18 protein-coding genes, 1 rRNA gene and 1 pseudogene are annotated in these 16,884 nt (G+C 71.6%); 10 read left to right on the forward strand and 10 right to left on the reverse strand.

Annotation, left to right across the window (positions count from 1 at the left end; translation table 11 throughout):
• Nucleotides 1-107: ribosomal RNA gene (rrf, locus tag LPA41_RS34790) — 5S ribosomal RNA — on the forward strand; the annotation flags it as partial.
• A 707-nt stretch (nucleotides 108-814) separates the two neighbouring features.
• Here rrf and LPA41_RS34795 read toward each other — a convergent pair.
• Nucleotides 815-1,231 (reverse strand): epoxide hydrolase, encoded by a 417-nt coding sequence (locus LPA41_RS34795; protein WP_255691130.1) that lies wholly within the window; start codon nucleotides 1,229-1,231, stop codon nucleotides 815-817.
• 250 nt (nucleotides 1,232-1,481) lie between these two features.
• Here LPA41_RS34795 and LPA41_RS34800 point away from each other — a divergent pair, with 250 nt between their 5' ends.
• Nucleotides 1,482-1,919 (forward strand): CBS domain-containing protein, encoded by a 438-nt coding sequence (locus LPA41_RS34800; protein ID WP_229075497.1) that lies wholly within the window; start codon nucleotides 1,482-1,484, stop codon nucleotides 1,917-1,919.
• 112 nt (nucleotides 1,920-2,031) lie between these two features.
• Here LPA41_RS34800 and LPA41_RS34805 read toward each other — a convergent pair whose 3' ends face one another.
• Nucleotides 2,032-2,298, reverse strand: a complete 267-nt coding sequence (locus tag LPA41_RS34805; protein ID WP_229075498.1) for a hypothetical protein — start codon at nucleotides 2,296-2,298, stop codon at nucleotides 2,032-2,034.
• Between the two features lie 177 nt (nucleotides 2,299-2,475).
• Nucleotides 2,476-3,036 carry a hypothetical protein gene (locus LPA41_RS34810; protein ID WP_229075499.1) on the reverse strand — a complete coding sequence of 187 codons (561 nt, stop codon included), beginning with the start codon at nucleotides 3,034-3,036 and terminating at the stop codon, nucleotides 2,476-2,478.
• A gap of 157 nt (nucleotides 3,037-3,193) precedes the next feature.
• Between LPA41_RS34810 and LPA41_RS34815 the strand changes: the two genes are divergently transcribed.
• Nucleotides 3,194-5,557 (forward strand): excinuclease ABC subunit UvrA, encoded by a 2,364-nt coding sequence (locus LPA41_RS34815; RefSeq protein ID WP_229075500.1) that lies wholly within the window; start codon nucleotides 3,194-3,196, stop codon nucleotides 5,555-5,557.
• Here LPA41_RS34815 and LPA41_RS34820 read toward each other — a convergent pair.
• On the reverse strand, nucleotides 5,547-5,858 hold the full coding sequence (locus tag LPA41_RS34820) for a protealysin inhibitor emfourin (RefSeq protein ID WP_229075501.1): 312 nt from the start codon (nucleotides 5,856-5,858) through the stop codon (nucleotides 5,547-5,549). The genes LPA41_RS34815 and LPA41_RS34820 overlap by 11 nt on opposite strands.
• A 93-nt stretch (nucleotides 5,859-5,951) precedes the next feature.
• A complete protein-coding gene (locus LPA41_RS34825; RefSeq protein ID WP_229075502.1) occupies nucleotides 5,952-6,401 on the reverse strand; it encodes a response regulator transcription factor in 450 nt (149 codons plus the stop codon).
• Between the two features lie 156 nt (nucleotides 6,402-6,557).
• Between LPA41_RS34825 and LPA41_RS34830 the strand changes: the two genes are divergently transcribed.
• A complete protein-coding gene (locus tag LPA41_RS34830) occupies nucleotides 6,558-7,478 on the forward strand; it encodes a siderophore-interacting protein (protein WP_229075503.1) in 921 nt (306 codons plus the stop codon).
• Between the two features lie 15 nt (nucleotides 7,479-7,493).
• On the opposite strand, the gene LPA41_RS34835 is transcribed toward LPA41_RS34830, so the two are convergent.
• Both LPA41_RS34835 and LPA41_RS34840 read right to left on the reverse strand, forming a co-directional pair.
• On the reverse strand, nucleotides 7,494-8,396 hold the full coding sequence (locus LPA41_RS34835) for a universal stress protein (protein WP_229075504.1): 903 nt from the start codon (nucleotides 8,394-8,396) through the stop codon (nucleotides 7,494-7,496).
• A gap of 154 nt (nucleotides 8,397-8,550) precedes the next feature.
• On the reverse strand, nucleotides 8,551-9,228 hold the full coding sequence (locus tag LPA41_RS34840) for a type 1 glutamine amidotransferase domain-containing protein (RefSeq protein WP_229075505.1): 678 nt from the start codon (nucleotides 9,226-9,228) through the stop codon (nucleotides 8,551-8,553).
• Nucleotides 9,229-9,299: 71 nt separating this feature from the next.
• Between LPA41_RS34840 and LPA41_RS34845 the strand changes: the two genes are divergently transcribed.
• Entirely contained in the window at nucleotides 9,300-10,163 is an 864-nt protein-coding gene (locus tag LPA41_RS34845) for a LysR family transcriptional regulator (RefSeq protein ID WP_229075506.1), read from the forward strand.
• Here the strand turns inward: LPA41_RS34845 and LPA41_RS34850 are convergent.
• Nucleotides 10,141-10,635 (reverse strand): MarR family winged helix-turn-helix transcriptional regulator, encoded by a 495-nt coding sequence (locus LPA41_RS34850; RefSeq protein WP_229075507.1) that lies wholly within the window; start codon nucleotides 10,633-10,635, stop codon nucleotides 10,141-10,143. The two genes, LPA41_RS34845 and LPA41_RS34850, sit on opposite strands and share 23 nt — an antisense overlap.
• A 183-nt stretch (nucleotides 10,636-10,818) precedes the next feature.
• On the opposite strand from LPA41_RS34850, the gene glnII reads away from it, so the two are divergent.
• From glnII to LPA41_RS34870, 4 genes are all read left to right on the forward strand, one after another.
• Entirely contained in the window at nucleotides 10,819-11,820 is a 1,002-nt protein-coding gene (glnII, locus tag LPA41_RS34855; RefSeq protein ID WP_229075508.1) for a glutamine synthetase, read from the forward strand.
• Nucleotides 11,821-11,872: 52 nt separating this feature from the next.
• On the forward strand, nucleotides 11,873-12,646 hold the full coding sequence (locus LPA41_RS34860; protein WP_229075509.1) for an N-formylglutamate amidohydrolase: 774 nt from the start codon (nucleotides 11,873-11,875) through the stop codon (nucleotides 12,644-12,646).
• Between the two features lie 103 nt (nucleotides 12,647-12,749).
• Complete coding sequence (locus LPA41_RS34865) at nucleotides 12,750-13,079, forward strand: STAS domain-containing protein (RefSeq protein ID WP_229075510.1); 330 nt, start codon at nucleotides 12,750-12,752, stop codon at nucleotides 13,077-13,079.
• Nucleotides 13,072-13,563: an ATP-binding protein gene (locus LPA41_RS34870; RefSeq protein WP_229075511.1), complete on the forward strand. Its 492-nt coding sequence runs from the start codon at nucleotides 13,072-13,074 to the stop codon at nucleotides 13,561-13,563. Before LPA41_RS34865 ends, LPA41_RS34870 begins: the two co-directional genes overlap by 8 nt.
• Before the next feature lie 137 nt (nucleotides 13,564-13,700).
• Here the strand turns inward: LPA41_RS34870 and LPA41_RS34875 are convergent, their stop codons facing one another.
• Nucleotides 13,701-15,191, reverse strand: coding sequence for a PP2C family protein-serine/threonine phosphatase (locus tag LPA41_RS34875; protein WP_229075512.1), 1,491 nt, complete (start codon nucleotides 15,189-15,191; stop codon nucleotides 13,701-13,703).
• A gap of 337 nt (nucleotides 15,192-15,528) precedes the next feature.
• Between LPA41_RS34875 and LPA41_RS34880 the strand changes: the two are divergent.
• Nucleotides 15,529-15,861 (forward strand): annotated as a pseudogene (locus LPA41_RS34880) (helix-turn-helix domain-containing protein); the annotation flags it as partial.
• Nucleotides 15,862-15,976: 115 nt separating this feature from the next.
• Here LPA41_RS34880 and LPA41_RS34885 read toward each other — a convergent pair.
• Nucleotides 15,977-16,870 (reverse strand): L,D-transpeptidase, encoded by an 894-nt coding sequence (locus tag LPA41_RS34885; protein ID WP_229075513.1) that lies wholly within the window; start codon nucleotides 16,868-16,870, stop codon nucleotides 15,977-15,979.
• Nucleotides 16,871-16,884: the final 14 nt, after the last annotated feature.

Here is a 16,884-nt window from a genome sequence, read left to right on the forward strand (position 1 = left end):
ATAGCGGAGGGGAAACGCCCGGTTACATTCCGAACCCGGTAGCTAAGCCCTCCAGCGCCGATGGTACTGCACTCGGGAGGGTGTGGGAGAGTAGGACGCCGCCGGACTCAACGTATGGAAAGGCCCATCCCTTCGGGGGTGGGCCTTTCTGTGTTCCCCGGCGGCTTTTTATCGTTGGCGTTCACGACGCGGGCGGGGACGGTTGTGGGGCGGGGATGGCCCCACTCCGGGCGGTCAGGCTTGATCCCTGCGTGGACCATCCCCGCCCCACAACCTCGGTACCTTGCGCCGGCTGCCGCCATTCACGGATCCGCGACACTACGCGGCCCGGGCGGTGGGGTGCGGCCTCCGTTACGGCTTGAACGACACCGGTCTCCGTTACGGCTTGAGCGAGACCGGCGGGCCCTGGTGGATGGGCGATGTTGATCTGCTAGCGATGCGAAATTGCGGTTTCGGGGCCTTGATCACAGCGATTTCGTAGCGCTAGCAGATCAACATCTTGTCGCAGAACCTTGGATCGCTCCATCGCGTCGGTGTGGCCTATTTTTGTGGGAGATCGTGAGCTGCTGTCGGTAGTGGGTTGGATTCAACAGTCCGGTGGCGATCGAGCACAGGAGCGTTGCCAGCAGGGCGTACCGGGTCTTGAAGGCGGCCGGGATCGGATCGGTTGCGTCGGCACCAGCGTCGTGCAGGGACTGGGTGGCTCGGTGAAAGCTGTTGGATATCGCTGATGCGACGCTTCGCTTGCGCCCCTGCCGTGGGGGTCCAGTCATCGAGGCCGTCCAGTGCTGGGTAGTCGGTCGCGGGTCTGACCTCAGGCGTGTCCGTGTCCGTGTCCGTGCCCGATCCGTTCGACACCCCAGCCGGGGGTGGTGGGTTTGTCGCTCAAGCCGTACCCGGGCAGGGACGGAATCACCACGTCGAAGGCGTCCTCGGGTGCACCGCCGTGACGCACCGGGTCGGTCAGCGCCCCGATCAGGCCGACGAGTTCCAGCACCGAGCCGGGCCAGCCGTGGGTGAGGATCAAGGGCAGTGCTCCGGGGTACGGGGACCGGGCGCGCACGACGTGCACCCGCAGGCCGTTCACGCCGACGAGGTACTGCGGCACCGCGTTGAGCCGCGCCTCGGTGGCCCGCCAGTCGTACTCCTCGGCCCAGTACCGGCACAGGTCGCGCATCACGTCCAGGGGCATCCCCTGCTCCCAGCCGGGCGTGGGCGCCGGTTCGGCCAGCGGGTGCCGGCCAGCCGGGTTCGTAGGTCAGCGAGGTCGGCGTCGGGGACGTGGACCCGGTACGGCCGGATGTCGAGGAGCATCGGGACTCCTGGTCGGTGGGCGTGCGTGAAGTGGCAATTGGGGCTTCGGCGGGTGGGAGGGGGTGTGGGCGTACCACCTGGCGGGTTTGTGGTTTGTCCTTCTTGACAGGGAGTGAGGGCTCCGGCATAGAGGTGGGTACGGTGCCGACCCAGTGCAGGGAGGGACGATGCGGATCAGTGACATTCTCCGAGTCAAAGGTGATCAGGTGGTCACGGTGCCGCCGGGTACGCCGGTGGAGCAACTCCTCGAGGTTCTCGCACAGCATCGGATCGGTGCGGTGGTGGTGTCGCGGGACGGGACGGCGGTGGAGGGCATCGTCAGTGAGCGGGACATCGTGCGGGCCCTCGCCGCGCGGGGTGCGGGGGTGCTGGGCGAACCGGTCAGCGCCATCCAGACGACACAGGTCCGGACGGTGGAACCGGATGCCCAGCTGGAGGACGTCGAGCGGTTGATGACCGAGCGGCGGTTCCGGCATGTCCCGGTGGTGGTCGGCGGCGCGCTCGGCGGGGTGGTGAGCATCGGGGATGTGGTCAAGTTCCGCATCGACGAGCTCGAGACCGAGCGGAGCACCCTCGCCGACTACATCACGGGAGAGCGGACGTGAGCGAGGAACGGGCCTGAGCTAGGAGCGGACGTGAGCGAGGAGCGGGCCTGACAGAAGCCTGCCGCCGCCCGGGCGGGCCGGGCGGCGGCAGGTGGGGCGCGGAGGTCAGGGGTCAGCGATGGAGCAGGGCGGTCAGCCGGTTTCGTGGGGTGGCTGCCTTGGCGGCGGAGCGACGGCGCCCCATCAGCACGGCTGCCACGGCGGCGCCGGCGAGAGCCAGGAAGCCGGCGGTCGTGGACTTCGGGTTGCGGCGGGCGGCCTGGCCGGCCGCGGTCGCCTTGGTGCGGGCGGTGGTCACCGCTTGGCGGGCGCGCGAGCGGGTCTCTTCGTCGTACGCGGAACCGGTGGTCAGTTGCGTGGTCTGGTCCGTGGTGGTCATCGCTCACCTCTCAGGATGCACTGCCTTGGGGTTATGTCGGGGTATGCCCCTGCTCCTGCACTGTCCAACCCTGCGATGCCGTTCATTCACGCTCTGGAACCGACGCTAATCGGACAGTAGGCCTTGCGATGTCCAAGACTTGACACGACGGGGTGTCAGCCGAGATTGCTCACGTCGTCAGCGGACGACGGACAGGCCGCCGCGCCGGGGCTCCTTGCTCAGACGGTACGACCGGGCCGCCCACACCATGAGCATGACCAGCAGGGTGTCCCGGGCGGCGTGGAACACGGCGCCGGCGGAAGCGGTGTCCGCGTCGACGACGGCCAGCAGCACGGCGTTCGCCACGGCGGCGAGCGCGGAGGCGGTGGCGAGCCGGCCGAAGACGAATCCGCGGGCGCGGAAGCGGTCGCCGTGACCGAGCCACCAGCCGGGCAGCAGCCGGTTCATCGCCATCGCGAACAGCACGGCCGGGATGGCGGCGACCACGGCGTACGTCAAAGCCAGCAGGAACCCGGCCCCGTTCAGCGTGGCCGCGACGGCGGCCGCGGTGGTCAGCATGATGACGTCGAGGCGGAAGCGGCCGTACCCGGCCTGCGCCAGCAACCACAGGGCGCCGACAGCCAGGGCCGGCAGCATGATCGGGCTCATCGACAACGGGCCGGCCGCGGTGTACGCGACGGCGAGGTATCCGGCGGCGAACAGGGCGGAAGTGGTGGCGTAGCGGTGCTTGGCGCTCATCGGCCTGCCTGAGGAAGAAGGGGATCCGTGGGAGCCTCCGATCGGCGTACCCGGTAAGGAGTTGAGGAGAACAACGGGCAGAAATCGAGAAGCAAGGGACCACGCGGCGCGTCTAGCGTGACTACGGTTGACGGCGCTGGGCGAACGAGGGGACACGATGAGCACGGAGACACACGTCGCGGACAGTCATGATCTGATCCGGGTGCAGGGCGCGCGGGTGAACAACCTCAAGGACGTGACCGTCGAGATCCCGAAGCGGCGCCTCACCGTCTTCACCGGGGTCTCCGGTTCGGGCAAGAGCTCGCTGGTGTTCGGCACGATCGCGGCCGAGTCACAGCGGATGATCAACGAGACCTACAGCGCCTTCCTGCAGGGCTTCATGCCGCCGCTGGCCCGGCCGGACGTGGACGTGCTCGACGGGCTGACCACGGCGATCATCGTGGATCAGGAGCGGATGGGCTCGGATCCGCGGTCCACGGTCGGCACGGCCACCGACGCCAACGCGATGCTGCGGATCCTGTTCAGCCGGCTCGGGCAGCCGCACGTGGGGTCGCCGCAGGCGTTCTCCTTCAACGTCGCCTCGATCTCCGGCGCGGGGGCCGTGACGATCGAGAAGGACGGCCGGACCACCAAGGAGCGCCGTTCGTTCAGCGTGACCGGCGGCATGTGCCCGCGCTGCGAGGGCCGCGGCTCGGTGACCGACTTCGATCTGACCGCGCTCTACGACGACAGCAAGTCGCTCAACGAGGGCGCGATGACTATCCCCGGGTACAGCATGGACGGCTGGTCCGGCCGGATCTTCCGGGGTTGCGGGTTCTTCGACCCGGACAAGCCGATCAAGGAGTTCACGAAGAAGGAGCTGGACGCCCTCCTCTACAAGGAGGCCACGAAGATCAAGGTCGACGGGATCAACCTGACGTACCTCGGTCTGATCCCGCAGATCCAGAAGTCGTTCCTGTCCAAGGACGTGGACGCGATGCAGCCGCACATCCGTGCCTTCGTGGAGCGGGCGATCACATTCACCACCTGCCCGGAGTGCGGCGGCAGCCGGCTCAGCGCGCCGGCCCGGTCGTCGAAGATCGCCGGGATCAGCATCGCCGACGCCTGCGCCATGCAGATCAGCGACCTGGCGGCGTGGGTGAGTGGCCTCGACGAGCCGTCGGTGGCGCCGCTGCTCGGCAAGCTCCGGCACACGCTCGACTCGTTCGTCGAGATCGGGCTCGGCTACCTCTCCCTGGACCGCCCCTCGGGCACCCTCTCCGGCGGGGAGGCGCAGCGGACCAAGATGATCCGGCACCTGGGTTCGGCGCTGACCGACGTCACCTACGTCTTCGACGAGCCGACGATCGGGCTGCACCCGCACGACATCCAGCGGATGAACGAGCTGCTGCTGCGGCTGCGCGACAAGGGCAACACGGTCCTGGTGGTGGAGCACAAACCGGAGGCCATCGCGATCGCCGACCGGGTGATCGATCTCGGTCCGGGCGCCGGCACGGCCGGCGGCACGATCTGTTTCGAGGGTACGCTCGACGGCCTCCGCGCCAGCGGCACCCTGACCGGCCGGCACCTGGACGACCGGGCCACCCTGAAGGACAAGGTCCGTACCCCCACCGGCGCCCTGGATATCCGCGGCGCGAGCACCCACAACCTGCGGGACGTGAGCGTCGACGTGCCGCTTGGCGTCCTGGTCGTGGTGACCGGGGTGGCCGGTTCCGGCAAGAGCTCCCTGATCCACGGCTCGATCCCGGCCGGCGCGGGCGTGGTCTCGGTCGACCAGGCGGCGATCCGGGGCTCGCGGCGGAGCAACCCGGCAACGTACACCGGGCTGCTGGAACCGATCCGCAAAGCCTTCGCCAAGGCGAACGGGGTGAAGCCGGCGCTGTTCAGCGCGAACTCCGAAGGCGCCTGCCCGACCTGCAACGGCGCCGGCGTGATCTACACCGACCTGGGCATCATGGCCGGTGTCGCGACGCCGTGCGAGGAATGCGAGGGCAAGCGGTTCCAGGCCGCGGTGCTGGAGTACAGGTTCGGCGGCCGGGACATCAGCGAGGTCCTGGCGATGTCGGTGACCGAGGCGGAGGAGTTCTTCGGCGCCGGCGACGCGCGGACACCGGCGGCGCACGCGGTTCTCACGCGGCTCGCCGACGTGGGCCTCGGGTACCTCAGCCTGGGCCAGCCGCTGACCACCCTCTCCGGCGGCGAGCGGCAGCGTCTCAAACTGGCCACGCACATGGGTGGCAAGGGTGGCGTCTACGTGCTCGACGAGCCGACCACCGGTCTGCACCTGGCCGACGTGGACCACCTGCTCGGCCTGCTGGACCGGCTCGTCGACGCCGGCAAGTCGGTGATCGTGATCGAGCACCACCAGGCCGTGATGGCGCACGCCGACTGGATCATCGACCTCGGTCCGGGCGCCGGGCACGACGGCGGCCGGGTGGTGTTCGAGGGGACGCCGGCCGATCTCGTGGCGGACCGCTCCACGCTGACCGGCCGGCACCTCGCGGAGTACGTCAGCGCCTGACCATCGCGGCCTCGGTCAGGAACTGGATCAACGGGCGTAGCTCGGCGGGCACGGTGGGTTCGGCCACCGTGCCCCGCCAGTGCCGGCCACCGCATTGGACGGACAGGTCGTAACGGAGCAGGTCGGCGGTGCACGGCGCCATGATCATCGCGCCGATGCTGGTGAGGTCGAGGGATCGGACGAGTTGGACGAGTTGGCGGGCTTGGTCGGCGGGCAGGGTCCGGGAGTCCATCACCACGTGCAGCGATCGACCGGCGAAGCCGCTCGATCGGCGCAGTTCGGCGCGAACGGGTTCGGTCATCTCACATCTCCTCAGGCGGCAACCATCGGATACTGCGCACTCTGGCACCCATCGGACGTCCGCGCTGTCAGTTCTTGAACAGCATCAAGCCGGTCAGACGGGGATCAGGGCGCTCACCCGGGCCAGCAGGTCGGCCGGGGCGAACGGCTTGACCAGGTAGTCCTCGGCGCCCACGACGCGGCCCAGCTCCATGTCGGAGGGTTCGCCGTCGCCGCAGATGATCACCGGGATCCGCGCGGTCTCCGGTGACGAGTGCAGCTCATAGCAGAAGCCGAGGCCGTTGAGCTTGCGGGTCGTCACGTCCAGGACGATCAGGTTCGGCCGCTCGCCGGCGGCCAGCGCCATGGCGGTGCGCCCGTTGTCGGTCACCAGGGCGCGGTACCCGGCAGCACGCAGCTCCTCGGCGATCCGCTCCCGGATCTCCTCGTCGTCCTCGACGACCAGCACGGTCGGGGGCTCCAGCGCGGCAGCCCAGTCCTCCACCCGCCACAGGCCGCCCGCTTCGGCGTCGCTGAACGTGATCGTGGTCGAGGACTGCGGCATCTCGGCTCCTTCGTCGCTGGGACACCCCTCATCGGTCCGACCACTGCGACCAGCAGGAATGTGGTAGTTGCAGAACGGGAGCAGGGGGTGCCCGTGACAGCCGCCCGCCGACCGATTAGGTTAGGGTTACCTAATCGCGATGCCTGGGAGGCTTCCGTGACCCAGACCGCCGTGCCGACCGTGGCGACCCCGTTCCGCTTCTTCGAAGCCGAGGTGGCCCGGGTCACCCGGTTGAGCCCGAACTTCGTGCGGGTGACCTTCACCGGCGCCGACCTGGACCGGTTCGCCGACAACGGGTTCGACCAGCGGATCAAACTGATCCCGCCGCTCGACGACTCCGGTTTCGCGCACCTGCCCGAGGGCCTCGACTGGTACACGCAGTGGCGCTGCCTGCCCGACGAGCAGCGCAACCCGATCCGCACCTACACGGTCCGCGCCGTGCGCCGGGAGCTGCGTGAGGTCGACGTCGACATGGTGCTGCACGGGGTGAGCGGCCCGGCGTCGCGCTGGGCGGTCAACGCCCGGCCCGGTTCGCAGGCCCGGTTGATGGGCCCGAACGCGGACTTCGCCGGCACCTCCGGTGGCATCGACTTCCACCCGCCCGCGGGCACCCGCCGCATCCTGCTCGGCGGCGACGAGACCGCGGTCCCGGCGATCGCCTCGATCCTGAGCAAGCTGCCCGCCGACGCCTGCGGTGAGGCCGTGCTCGAGGTCCCCGAGGGGGCCGACCGCCTGGCGATCACCGCACCGGCGGGCTTCCGGGTCACCTGGCTCGCCCGCGACGGCGCCGCGCACGGCACCCACCTGATCCCGGAGGTCGAGGCCGCGGCCCAGCGCCTGCTCGGCGACTGCACCAAGCCGGTGGGCGCGGTGCTGGAGGACGTCGACGTCGACAACGACATCCTGTGGGAGGTGCCGGACGGCACCGAAACGACGATCGACGGCTTCTACGCCTGGCTGGCCGGCGAAGCGGCGGTGATCAAGTCGCTGCGCCGCCATCTGGTGACCGGCTGCGGCGTCGACCGGCGCGCGGTCGCCTTCATGGGTTACTGGCGCCTCGGCAAGGCCGAGTGCTGACCGGCTGAGAGCGGACTACGCCGCGGGCGTTGTGCCCTGCACCAGGGCGATGCTGCACCGGGCCCGGTGCAGCAGCTGCCGGCCGACCGAGCCGTGCAGCGTCATCCGCAGCATCCGGCGCACCCGGGCGCCGGCCACCACCAGCTGGGCGCCCGCGGCCGCCTCGGCCAGGACCTCACCGGGCGGGCCGACCAGCACCTCGGTGGTCACCGGCACCGAAGGGAACCGGCGCCGCCAGCAGGCGACGATCTCGTCGAGCCGGTGACGCTCGGCGGCGACCGCCTCCAGGTTGCGCTCGCAGAGCAGGTCGCGCCCGCCGTCCGGCACCGGCCAGCCGTGCACCGCGCGGACCGGCACGCCGCGGACCGCGGCCTGTTCGAACGCGAAACCGAGCACCGTCGCGGCGGCGGGGGAGTCGTCGACGCCGGCCAGCACCGGATCGGTGGCGCGGGGTTCGCCGCGGACCACCACCACCGGGCAGCGGGCGTGCGTACTGACCGAGGCGGCCGTCGAGCCGAGCAGCGCGCGCATCCCGGAGTGGCGGGGACCGCCGACCACCAGCAGCCCGGCGTCGGCACCGCGCTGGGTGAGTGCCACCGCGGCGGTGCCGTGCTCGACCCGGGCGTGCACCCGGACGCCGGGGTGGGTGCCGGCGGCGCTCGCGATGGCGCGGCTCAGCATGTCGCCCACGGCGTCGTCGGTCTCCGCGTCCGGGTAGACCGCGGCGGCCGGCATCATGGCGGCGGCGGGGACGTAGGTCGGCCACTCGTACGCATAGAGCAGCTCGACCGGCGCATCCGTGCGCTCTGCCTCGTCCAGTGCCCATCGGGCTGCCTTGTGGGCGTCCGGAGAGCCGTCATATCCCACCACGATCCGGTGATCGGGCACGGCACTCACCTCCTCGGCGTTCCTACTCACGATCGTCGTGTCTGGACGGCCGTGCGGCAAGGGCGGAAGTCGGGACGAGCCGGGCCGATCGGCCCGGCTCGCTCAGGCTGCCCGGTTCTCTTGCCGGGTGCGCACGATTTCCGGCGGGTTCAGGCTTTCCGGGGGTCTCCGCGGTGCGCCGGCGTCAGGCTTTCAACACTGCCAGGACGGCCTCGGCCACGCCCGCCGACGACGCCGGGTTCTGGCCGGTGACCAGCCGGCCGTCGGTGACCACATGCGGCTGCCAGTCCTCGACGCCGGAGTGCTTGCCGCCCTGCTCCTCGAGGCGGCTCTGCAGCAGGAACGGGACCACGTCGGTCAGGCCGACGGCGGCCTCCTCGGAGTTGGTGAACGCGGCGATCCGCTTGCCGGCCACGATCGGCGTGCCGTCGGAGAGCGTGATGCCGGCCAGCGCGGCCGGACCGTGGCAGACGGCGGCGACGACACCGCCGCGCTCGTACAGCTCCCGGGCGAAGGTGGCCAGGTCGGCGTCGTTCGGGAAGTCCCACATCGCGCCGTGCCCGCCGGCGAAGAGGATCGCGTCGTACTCGGCCTGGTCGACGTCGGCGAACCTCGGGCTGTTCTTCAGCTTGGCCTGCACCTCGGCGTCGTCGGTGTAGGCGCGCTGCACCGGGTCGGACAGGTCGGCGCCGTCGATCGGCGGCTCGCCGCCGGCCACGCTGGCGAAGTCGACCGTGTAACCGGCCTGCTGGAACACGTGCCACGGGTGCGCGGCCTCGGGCAGGTAGTAACCGGTGGACCGCTTGCCGCCCAGGTCGCTGTGGCTGGTCAGGGCGATGAGGATCTTGTTGGTGGAAGTCATGACCCGATCCTGTCTCGCCGAGCCATCAGCGTCCAAGAGGAAGCATTGGGGTCAGCCATAGGATTCCTGATGTGTCGACACCCGTCTCGCTCGATCTGCTCCACACGTTCCTGGCCGTGCACCGCGCCGGGACGCTCACCCGCGCCGCCGAGGTGCTCGGCCTCTCCCAGCCGACCGTGACCGCCCAGCTGCGGGCCCTGGAGACGCGGCTCGGGCAGACGCTGTTCGTCCGCGGCGCCCGGGGCGTGACACCCACCGCGGCCGCCGACGACCTGGCCCGGCGCCTCGACGGCCCGCTCGACGCGCTCGCCGGGATCGCCGGGTCGCTGGGCGGTTCGCCGGGGAACACGCTGCACCTGGGCGGGCCGGCCGAGCTGATGACCGCGCGGGTGCTGCCGGCGCTGTCGGGGGTGATCGCCGGCGGGGTGAGCGTCCGGGTCCGGCTGGGTCTGGCCGACGACTTGCTCGCCGACCTGTCCGCCGGCCGGCTCGACCTGGTGGTCAGCTCGGTGCGGCCGCGGCGGGCCGGTCTGCACGCCGAACCGCTGTGCGACGAGGAGTTCGTGCTGGTCGGCGCGCGGGCGTTCACCGGCCGGGACCCGGAAGGGCTGCCGTTGCTGGCCTACGCCGAGGAGTTGCCGATCATCCGGCGCTGGTGGCGGCACGTCCTCGGGCACCCGCCGCCGCGGCGGGCCGTGCTCGTCGTGCCGGACCTGCGCGGGTTGCGGGCCGCCGCGGTGGCCGGGATCGGCGTCACCGTCCTGCCGCGCTACCTGATCGCCGATGAGCTGGGGTCCGGCGCGCTCGTCGAGCTGCACCCGGCCGAGGACCCGCCGATCAACACGCTCTACCTGGCGACGCGGGCGGCGGTACGGGAGACGCCGCACGTCGCGGCCGCCCGGTCCGCGCTGCTCATGCAGGGCCGCCTGTGGTGAGCCGAGCCGCTCGCGGTGCCCCGGTGATCTCGGTCAGCCACGGTTCCACCACCTCACCGAGCAGGGCGGCGAGGGCGGTCGCGGCGCCGGTGGTGAGCGGGGCGAAGGACTCCCGTACCGCATCGCGTGCCAGCTGGCCGGTGGTGCGCAGCGCGGCCTCGCCCGCGGGGGTGGGGCAGAGCCAGACCCGGCGGCGGTCGGCCTCGTCACGGGAGCGCTCGATCAGGCCGGCCGCCTCCAGCCGGTCGGCGAGCGGGGTGATCGAGGACTGCTGGACGTTCAGCAACCGGGCCAGCGCGCCGCCGGTCAGCCCGTCGTGCTCGCCGAGGATGTAGAGCGCGAGCAGGTCCATGGCCGGCATCCCGGCCTGCTCGGCGGCCAGCTCGACGGCGTTCTGCACGAGCCGACCGGCGTGGAGCGCGAGGTAGCCCAGTTCGAAACCGCCTGGTGAGCGGGCCAGGGAGTGCGTCACGACCACTTCATCGGCGGAAACATTCGGGGGCTGAAAGGTTACCGGGATCACGTGTCCGAGGTGCGGGATCGGAAACGTGGATTTGATCTTCGGTCGATAGCATCCTCGCGCCGCGTCAGGGTTGCCCGGCTTGCAGGCACTCGGGGTGAAAGCCCGGATTTTTACTTTTTGGGGAGACGAGAAATGGCAGTCAAGGCCGAATACCTCTGGGTCGACGGTACCCAGCCCACCGCCAAGCTGCGCTCCAAGACCAAGATCCTGGCCGACGGTGCCGAACCCCCCATCTGGGGCTTCGACGGCTCCAGCACCAACCAGGCGCCCGGCGACAAGTCCGACTGCGTGCTCAAGCCGGTCTTCGTCTGCCCGGACCCGATCCGCGGCGGCAACAACATCCTGGTCCTGTGCGAGGTCGAGCTGATCGACGGCACCCCGCACCCGACGAACACCCGGGCGCCGCTGCGCGAGGTCGCCGAGAAGTTCGCCGACCAGGAGGCGATCTTCGGTATCGAGCAGGAGTACACCTTCTTCAAGGACGGCCGCCCGCTCGGCTTCCCGGTCGGCGGCGGCTACCCGGCCCCGCAGGGCGGTTACTACTGCGGCGTCGGCGCGGACGAGGTCTTCGGCCGGGAGATCGTCGAGGAGCACATGGACGCCTGCCTCGCGGCCGGCCTCAACCTCTCCGGCATCAACGCCGAGGTCATGCCGGGTCAGTGGGAGTTCCAGATCGGCCCGGTCGCCGCACCCCAGGTCGCCGACGAGCTGTGGGTCGCCCGCTGGCTGCTCTACCGCATCGCCGAGGACCACGGCGTCTCCGCCACCCTCGACCCGAAGCCGGTCAAGGGCGACTGGAACGGCGCCGGCGCGCACACCAACTTCTCGACCAAGGCGATGCGCGAGAACTACGACGCGATCATCGCGGCCGCCGAGGCCCTGGGCAAGAAGCGCCAGGAGCACGTCGACGGGTACGGCGCCGGCATCGACCAGCGGCTCACCGGCCTGCACGAGACCGCCCCGTGGACCGAGTACAGCTACGGCGTCTCCGACCGCGGCGCGTCGGTGCGCATCCCGTGGCAGGTGGAGAAGGACGGCAAGGGCTACATCGAGGACCGCCGCCCGAACGCCAACGTCGACCCGTACGTCGTCACCCGGCTGCTGATCGACACGATCTGCTCGGCCCTGGCCTGATCGGCGGGCTGCGCGCGGGGTTTCGTCGTACCCCGCGCGTAGCCTCCCCGGCGTGACATTCGAGGTAGTCGCCGGTGACCCCGGCTCGCCGGTGATCCTGCACGTCCCGCACGCCTCCCGCGAGGTCGTCGGCTCCGGGCTGCTGCTCGGCGCCGGCGAGCTCGCCGAGGAGCTGGACAACCTGACCGACGCGTGGACCGACGTGATCGCGGCCCGCGCCGCCGGTGCGGCGCTCCGGCGGCCCTGGATGCTGGTGAACCGGCTGTCCCGCCTGGTCGTCGACCCGGAGCGGTTCACCGACGACACCGAGGAGATGCTCGCCGCCGGCATGGGCCCGGTCTACACCCACGGCTACGCGGGGCGGCGGCTGCGTGCCGACGATCCGGCCCGCGACGCGGCACTGCTGGCGGAGCACTTCTTCCCGTACGCGGCAGCGATGACCACCCTGACCGGCGAGCGGCTCGCCGCGACCGGGCGGGCGGTGATCCTCGACATCCACTCGTACCCGAGCGAGCCGCTGCCCTACGAGTTGCACGGCACCGGGCCGCGACCACCGATCTGCCTCGGCACGGAGGGCGCGCACACCCCGCCCTGGCTGCTCGACGCTGCCCGGGGCGCCTTCGCCGGCGCCGGGGAGATCGGGCTCAACAGTCCGTTCGCCGGATGTTACGTCCCGTCGGCCTACTGGCAGCGCGACACCGCCGTCTCCGCCCTGATGGTGGAGATCCGGCGCGACATCTACATGCGGGAGCCCGGTGGCGCGCCCACACCCGGGCTCGACACCCTGGGCCGCGGGCTCGGCGCACTTGTCGACGCCATCGGCTGAAGCGTCGACCGCGGTGAGGGCGGACCGGGCTGCCGGATGACATGATGGGCCGGGCAGGCCGGCACCGCGTCCTGCGACAACGTCAAGGAGGTGTGGCGGGCCGATGGGGAACTTCGAGGCACGGACCTCCGCCGGCCCCGGCCGGATCACCGTGACCCTCGCCGGGGAGTGCGACCTCGCCGCCCGCGAACACCTCACCGCGATCCTGCTCGACGCGCTCACCCGCGCCCGGGCCGTCTTCGTCGACCTGGCCCGGCTCACCTTCATGGACTCCAGCGGCGTGCACAGCCTGATCACCGCCCACCACGCGGCCAAACACACCGGCGCCCACATCTACGTGGTCAACGCCGCCGGCCCGGTCGCCTCCGTTCTCGAACTGACCGGTGTCGGCGCCCTGCTCCGCGCCCCCGCCGAGGAGCGCCGCCATGTCTGAGCCGTTCGACGGCGACAGCATGACCGGGTCGTCCGGCGATGCTGCCGGGTCGGGTTCGTCCGGTGGCGCTGCCGTGCCGGGGCCGTTCGGCGACGAAGGCACGTCGGGGCCGTCCGGCGGTGACGGCATGTCGTACGAGGCGCCCGACGACCTGCGGGCGGTGCGCGTCTTCGTGACCGAGCGGGCCCTCGCGCTCGGCATGAGCGAGGCCCGCATCGACCTGCTCACCCTGGCGGTCAGCGAGCTCACCACGAACACGCTGCAGCACACCACGGGCGGCGGCCACATCCGGCTCTTCGTCGACGGCGGCCGCCTCGTCTGCGACGTGGTCGACCGCGGTGCCGAGCGCCCGTTCGGCCGCGCGATGCCGTCGGCGGAGGCGGTGGGCGGCCGCGGCCTGGCGATCGTGGAGCGGATTTGCGACGACGTCTACACGACCACGGTCCCGGGCGGCACCCTCGTCCGCATCTGCCTCGACCTCTGACCCGGTAACCCGCCGCCGATCCGCCTTGTCCGGCCGCCTTGTCCGGCCGCTTTTCCCGGCCGCTTCGCCCGCCCCGCTTCGCCCGCCCGCCCGCTTCGCCCGCCCGCGGATGGTTGCCGGTTGCGGGTGTGGGGTGGTCAGGAGGTCACGCGGACCGTCAGGGTGCAGGTGTCGTCGTCGGGGCTCGGTGCGTGCAGCAACCGGTGCAGCCGGCTCAGCGGATCGGCGCCCGGGTCCGCGGAGACGGCCGACAGGTGGTCGCGCACCTCGGTGACGCGGGTTCCGGTGCGGCGCTCGACCAGGCCGTCCGTGTAGAACAGGACCAGGTCGCCGGGTGCCAGGCGGGCCAGGGCGACCGGGTAGTCCGCCTCCGGTTCGGCGCCCAGCAGCAGGCCGGTCGGGCGGTCCAGTTCGGTGGGGACGCCGGCGCGGGCGAGCAGCGGGGGCAGGTGGCCGGCGCGGGCCCAGGGCAGGGTGCGGGTGTGCGGGTCGTAGACGGCGACCAGGGCCGTGCCGGTGATGCCGAGCTGGGTGCTGAGACGGTTCATGTGGCGCAGCAGGGTGCCGGGTTCGCGGATGCCGATGGACAGCCAGGCGACCAGGGCGAAGCGCAGGTGGGCCATGCCGCTGGCGGCGTCCAGGCCGTGCCCGGCGACGTCGCCGATGGCCAGGACGACGAGGCCGTCCGGCAGGGCCTGTGCGTGGTACCAGTCGCCGCCGACCTGCACGGTCTTCTCCGCCGGCAGGTAACTGACCATCGCTTCCAGGCCTTCCAGGGCGAACGGTCCCGGTGGCACCGGCTGGATCAGGGTCTGCAACTGGCCGGCGAGGCGGTGCTCGGCCAGGGCGGTGAGTTCCCGGGTACGCAACCGGTCGCTGAGCCGCTCGATCTCGGTGCGGGTGCCGACCCGGGCGGTGACGTCCTGCACCACGGCGTAGATCTTCACCGGGGCGCCGGTGGCGTCGCGGGCCACGTCGGAAAGGATCCGCAGGTGCTTCACCCCGGTGCCGATCCGGAACCGGACGGTCACGTCGGAGGTGGTGCCGCTGTCCAGGGTCTGCCACGCGGCCTCGGCGAGCCCCCGGTCCGCCGGCAGCATGATCTGCGCCTGAGCGGTGCGGGTGAGCGGCCCCAGCGACGGGGCTCGTTCGAAGATCCGGTACATCCCCGGTGACCAGTCGGTGCGGGCGCTGGCCAGGTCGTACTCCAGCCAGCCGAGACTGCCCAGCAGCTCGGTGTGTTCCAGGCGGCGCTGGTTCTCGTCGACCCGCTGCCACCAGACGAGCAGCCCGCCCAGCCCGCGGTGCACGCTCACCTCGAAACGCGACTCGGCGACGACGCCCGGTTGCCGTTCCTCGTAGCGGAACTCGTCGAGCCGGCCCGGTTCACCGGTGCGCAGCACCCGGTCGTAGAGCTGCCAGAGCGGCCCGCCGACCATGGACGGGTAGAGCTCGCTGAGCAACTGGTCGATGCGTGTGGTGCCGCGGCCCTTGACGTCGGCGACCTGCCCGCTCGTCGCGGCGATCCGGTAGTCGACGACCTCGCCGTCGCGGTGGATCGGGAGCAGCCAGGTGCAGCCCACCGGGATCACGGCGAGCAACTCGCGCACCACGGCCTCGACCGCCATCGCAGAAGCCTATCGGGCCGGGGGTGCCGCGTTGCCCACCCGTGTGAACGGCATCGGCGTTGCCCATCGCCGGTGGACGCGTGGGCCCTTCTCCGGCAGCTGGGGTACGGGTCACGCGTACCGCATCGAGGCCTTGACCCGCTGCCGGACGGCCGCGTTGCCGGAGGTGGTCCGCAGTTGCGTGCGCAGCTGCTCCATGCCTTCGCGCCGGTCGTGGCACCGTTCTCCACCAGGGCAGTCGCGATGATCGTGAGGGAACCGCCGTCCTCGATGGGGTGTCAGCTCGTAGCACCGGTGCGCGATGATGGCGATTGACGCGCGCACCGAGGAGATGAGAATGGCATTGCTACGCCGGGTGATCGGGGCGGTTCTGCGGCGGGTCCGCCAGGGCCAGGGCCGCACGTTGCGGGAGGTGGCCGACGCGGCCGGGGTGTCGCTGCCCTACCTCTCCGAGGTGGAACGTGGCACGAAGGAGCCGTCGTCGGAGGTGCTCGCCGCGATCTGCCGGGCGCTCGGCCTGCCGTTGCCGGACCTGCTCGACGAGGCCCGCAAGGAATTGCTGCGCACCGCGCCCGTCACGCCGCGCGCCGGCGCCCGCCTGATCACGCACCGGGCTCCCGGCGGTGGCGGTCCGGTGACGCGTTGCTCGGTGGGCGGCGCGGTGCGGACCGGTGGGGGGTTGCGGTCGGCGGGACGCTTGCGCTGCGTGCGTTCCCTCGAGGTGTACGCGCGAAGCACCGTCGCCTGACCTTCCCCTGCCCGGCGCCCGGTCGTCCGGCTGTTGCTCAGGCGACCACGATGACCGGCGTCCCCGGGTCGATCTCCTTGAGGAGCTTGCGCTGGGCCGCCGCGGGCATCCGCACGCAGCCGTTGGACACGCTGCGCCCGAACGCGCTCGTGCGTGACCAGGCGTGGATCGCGGTGTGCGCGCCCCGCAGCGACGCCGCCAGGTTCTCCTTCTTCTCCGGCACCGTGCCCAGCACCAGGGCGTCGAGGTTCTCGTAGATCGCGCCGTCCGTGGTGGTCGTGCCCATCACGAAGGTGCGGCCGAGCGGGGTGGGCGTCTCCTCGGAGCCGACGGACACCTCCCACGACCGCTGCTCCTCGCCCTCGCGCAGCCAGGTGAGCCGGTGATCGCTCAGGTCGACGACGATGTGGTCGCGCAGCGGCTCGGGTTTCCAGCCGGCTGCCGGCACCCAGCCGATCCGCCGGTTCGACGAGGGCGCGAGCACCGCCACCCAGCCGTTGTCGCGCGCGACGATCGGCGCCACCGTCGGCAGCCCGCTGATCCGCGGCGGCAGCCAGGCGCGCGGTTCGCCGCCGGGCTCGTCGTAGAGCGCCATCCGCTTCTCCGGCCGCAGCGCCTCGGACGGCACGTCGAGCGAGGTCGCCCCCGGGTCCTCGGGCAGGCCGGTCGGCCCCTCCGCGTACGTGATCACCGGGAGGTCGTCGGGCGGCTCGGCCGCCGGCTTGGGCTTGCTGCTCGGCGCCGGTGCCGGCGACGACGCGGCGGCGGACGACGCCGGGCTCACCCAGGTGCCGGCGGTGCTCTCCGGCGCGCTGCCGCGGGCCAGCGCGACAGCCGCGCCGAGGGCCAGGAGCAGCGCGGCCACCGTCAGGATCAACAGGTACGCACGGGTCCGGCTGCGCGGTGCTGCGACGTGGGGGGCGCTCGGCATCCGACCAGGGTAGC

Origin of the sequence: Actinoplanes sp. DH11 (genome assembly GCF_020873875.1) — a bacterium.
Lineage (GTDB): Bacteria > Actinomycetota > Actinomycetes > Mycobacteriales > Micromonosporaceae > Actinoplanes.

What these genes read in the sequence shown, in the direction of transcription:
- LPA41_RS34815 (WP_229075500.1), top strand. Translation starts at nt 3,194, where the DNA reads ATGAGCACGGAGACACACGTCGCGGACAGTCATGATCTGATCCGGGTG.
- LPA41_RS34840 (WP_229075505.1), bottom strand. Translation starts at nt 9,228, where the DNA reads ATGACTTCCACCAACAAGATCCTCATCGCCCTGACCAGCCACAGCGAC.
- LPA41_RS34810 (WP_229075499.1), bottom strand. Translation starts at nt 3,036, where the DNA reads ATGAGCGCCAAGCACCGCTACGCCACCACTTCCGCCCTGTTCGCCGCC.
- LPA41_RS34825 (WP_229075502.1), bottom strand. Translation starts at nt 6,401, where the DNA reads ATGCCGCAGTCCTCGACCACGATCACGTTCAGCGACGCCGAAGCGGGC.
- LPA41_RS34885 (WP_229075513.1), bottom strand. Translation starts at nt 16,870, where the DNA reads ATGCCGAGCGCCCCCCACGTCGCAGCACCGCGCAGCCGGACCCGTGCG.
- LPA41_RS34870 (WP_229075511.1), top strand. Translation starts at nt 13,072, where the DNA reads ATGTCTGAGCCGTTCGACGGCGACAGCATGACCGGGTCGTCCGGCGAT.
- glnII (WP_229075508.1), top strand. Translation starts at nt 10,819, where the DNA reads ATGGCAGTCAAGGCCGAATACCTCTGGGTCGACGGTACCCAGCCCACC.
- LPA41_RS34820 (WP_229075501.1), bottom strand. Translation starts at nt 5,858, where the DNA reads ATGACCGAACCCGTTCGCGCCGAACTGCGCCGATCGAGCGGCTTCGCC.
- LPA41_RS34800 (WP_229075497.1), top strand. Translation starts at nt 1,482, where the DNA reads ATGCGGATCAGTGACATTCTCCGAGTCAAAGGTGATCAGGTGGTCACG.
- LPA41_RS34865 (WP_229075510.1), top strand. Translation starts at nt 12,750, where the DNA reads ATGGGGAACTTCGAGGCACGGACCTCCGCCGGCCCCGGCCGGATCACC.
- LPA41_RS34875 (WP_229075512.1), bottom strand. Translation starts at nt 15,191, where the DNA reads ATGGCGGTCGAGGCCGTGGTGCGCGAGTTGCTCGCCGTGATCCCGGTG.
- LPA41_RS34805 (WP_229075498.1), bottom strand. Translation starts at nt 2,298, where the DNA reads ATGACCACCACGGACCAGACCACGCAACTGACCACCGGTTCCGCGTAC.